A 492-nucleotide genomic window follows, 5' to 3' on the forward strand; every position below is an offset into this window, starting at 1 on the left:
GTAGTAGCCGGTGCCTGCGAAAACCCAGTTCGTGACGATCTCCCGAATTACCACCTGGCCGTCGGCATCGGTGACCTGAACCTGCAGCGTCCATCTGGCGTCGCCGCTGGACCAGTGCGCCGACAACACCTTGTGCCGGAGCCGGATCAACGAACCCAGCCCGTTCTCGTCGACGGTTTCCCGTAGGTAGTCACGGATCAGGGGCGCATCGGCGATCGCCGATTCGTCCTTCCACGGTTTGAATTCGTAGCCGAAGGTGTGCAGGTCCGAGTCCGATCGAATCCCGGGATAGCGGAACAGATCCCATGTACCGCCGATGTTGCTCCGGCTTTCCAGCACTGCCACCCGCTTGTGCGGAAATGCCTCGGTGACATACCGGGCGGCGCCGATGCCGGATATCCCCGCGCCGATGATCACGATGTCGAACACTTCGGTGGGCACCGTCGATGTGTTCATGCCTGACGCTCCTTCGGATCCGTTCACAGCTGACGT

Annotated in this window: 1 protein-coding gene; it reads right to left on the reverse strand. The window is 61.6% G+C overall.

Going from position 1 to position 492, the window contains the following annotated elements; genetic code table 11:
- A partial coding sequence (locus IMZ11_RS43830) for an NAD(P)-binding protein (RefSeq protein WP_228649638.1) occupies positions 1 to 456 on the reverse strand: 456 nt, incomplete at its 3' end.
- Between the last annotated feature and the right edge of the window lie 36 nt (positions 457 to 492).

Source organism: Microtetraspora sp. AC03309 (assembly GCF_020826795.1).
Taxonomy (GTDB): domain Bacteria; phylum Actinomycetota; class Actinomycetes; order Streptosporangiales; family Streptosporangiaceae; genus Microtetraspora; species Microtetraspora glauca.